This is a genomic window from Guyparkeria halopsychrophila (genome assembly GCF_044582135.1).
Lineage (GTDB): Bacteria > Pseudomonadota > Gammaproteobacteria > Halothiobacillales > Halothiobacillaceae > Guyparkeria.
Genome location: NZ_JBDODP010000050.1, coordinates 1 through 1,433, shown reverse-complemented (window position 1 = coordinate 1,433; position 1,433 = coordinate 1). Strand labels below are relative to the sequence as shown.

1 rRNA gene is annotated in these 1,433 nt (G+C 53.5%); it reads left to right on the top strand.

Features of this window, described 5'->3' with window-relative positions:
* Nucleotides 1-244 precede the first annotated feature (244 nt).
* A 23S ribosomal RNA gene (locus ABGV18_RS11420) occupies nt 245-1,433 on the top strand; the annotation flags it as partial.

Here is a 1,433-nt window from a genome sequence, read left to right as displayed (position 1 = left end):
CGCCCGACCGGACGGCCCTGGGGACCTGGGGCCGAGTGGTCACGGCTCGTCTAGCTCGAGTCATAACCGAGAGCATCACCGTTGGGTGGTGTTTTGGGTTCTGACACGGTCAGAAGCAACCGATCTTTAACAAGTAAAGTGAATGCGGCATGAATCTTAAGGATTCATGTATGTACGTTGTATCTTGTGTCAGCGAGACAATAACTCGCGACGCACCAAGTTGGTGTGTTGCTTTGGGTTATATGGTCAAGTGACCAAGCGCACACGGTGGATGCCTAGGCGGTAAGAGGCGATGAAGGACGTGACAGCCTGCGAAAAGTTCCGGGGAGTTGGCAATACGCGTTGATCCGGAAATGTCCGAATGGGGGAACCCACCTCGAAAGAGGTATCCATGACTGAATACATAGGTCATGGAGGCGAACCGAGCGAACTGAAACATCTAAGTAGCTCGAGGAAAAGAAATCAACCGAGATTCCCCTAGTAGCGGCGAGCGAACGGGGAACAGCCCATCAAGCGTCTTTTGAGTTAGTGGAACAGTCTGGAAAGTCTGGCCATAGCGGGTGAAAGCCCCGTACACGAAAGCTCTTCTGACGTGATGTCGAGTAGGGCGGGACACGTGGAATCCTGTCTGAATATGGGGGGACCATCCTCCAAGGCTAAATACTCCTTACCGACCGATAGTGAACCAGTACCGTGAGGGAAAGGCGAAAAGAACCCCGGCGAGGGGAGTGAAATAGAACCTGAAACCGTGTGCGTACAAGCAGTAGGAGCAGACTTGTTCTGTGACTGCGTACCTTTTGTATAATGGGTCAGCGACTTACTGATCGTGGCAAGCTTAACCGAGTAGGGGAGGCGTAGCGAAAGCGAGTCTGAACAGGGCGTTCAGTCGCGGTCAGTAGACCCGAAACCGGCGCGATCTACCCATGGCCAGGGTGAAGGTCAGGTAATACTGACTGGAGGCCCGAACTCACTAATGTTGAAAAATTAGGAGATGAGCTGTGGGTCGGAGTGAAAGGCTAATCAAGCCCGGAGATAGCTGGTTCTCCTCGAAAGCTATTTAGGTAGCGCCTCATGTCTCACTCTCGGGGGTAGAGCACTGTTATGGCTAGGGGGTCATCCCGACTTACCAAACCATGGCAAACTCCGAATACCGAGAAGTGCAATCATGGGAGACACACAGTGGGTGCTAACGTCCATTGTGGAGAGGGAAACAACCCAGACCGCCAGCTAAGGCCCCCAAATGTGTGCTAAGTGGGAAACGATGTGGGAAGGCGAAGACAGCCAGGAGGTTGGCTTAGAAGCAGCCATCCTTTAAAGAAAGCGTAATAGCTCACTGGTCAAGTCGGCCTGCGCGGAAGATTTACCGGGGCTCAAGCACACTGCCGAAGCTGCGGATGCCGTAAGGCATGGTAGAGGAGCGTTCCGTAGGCCGT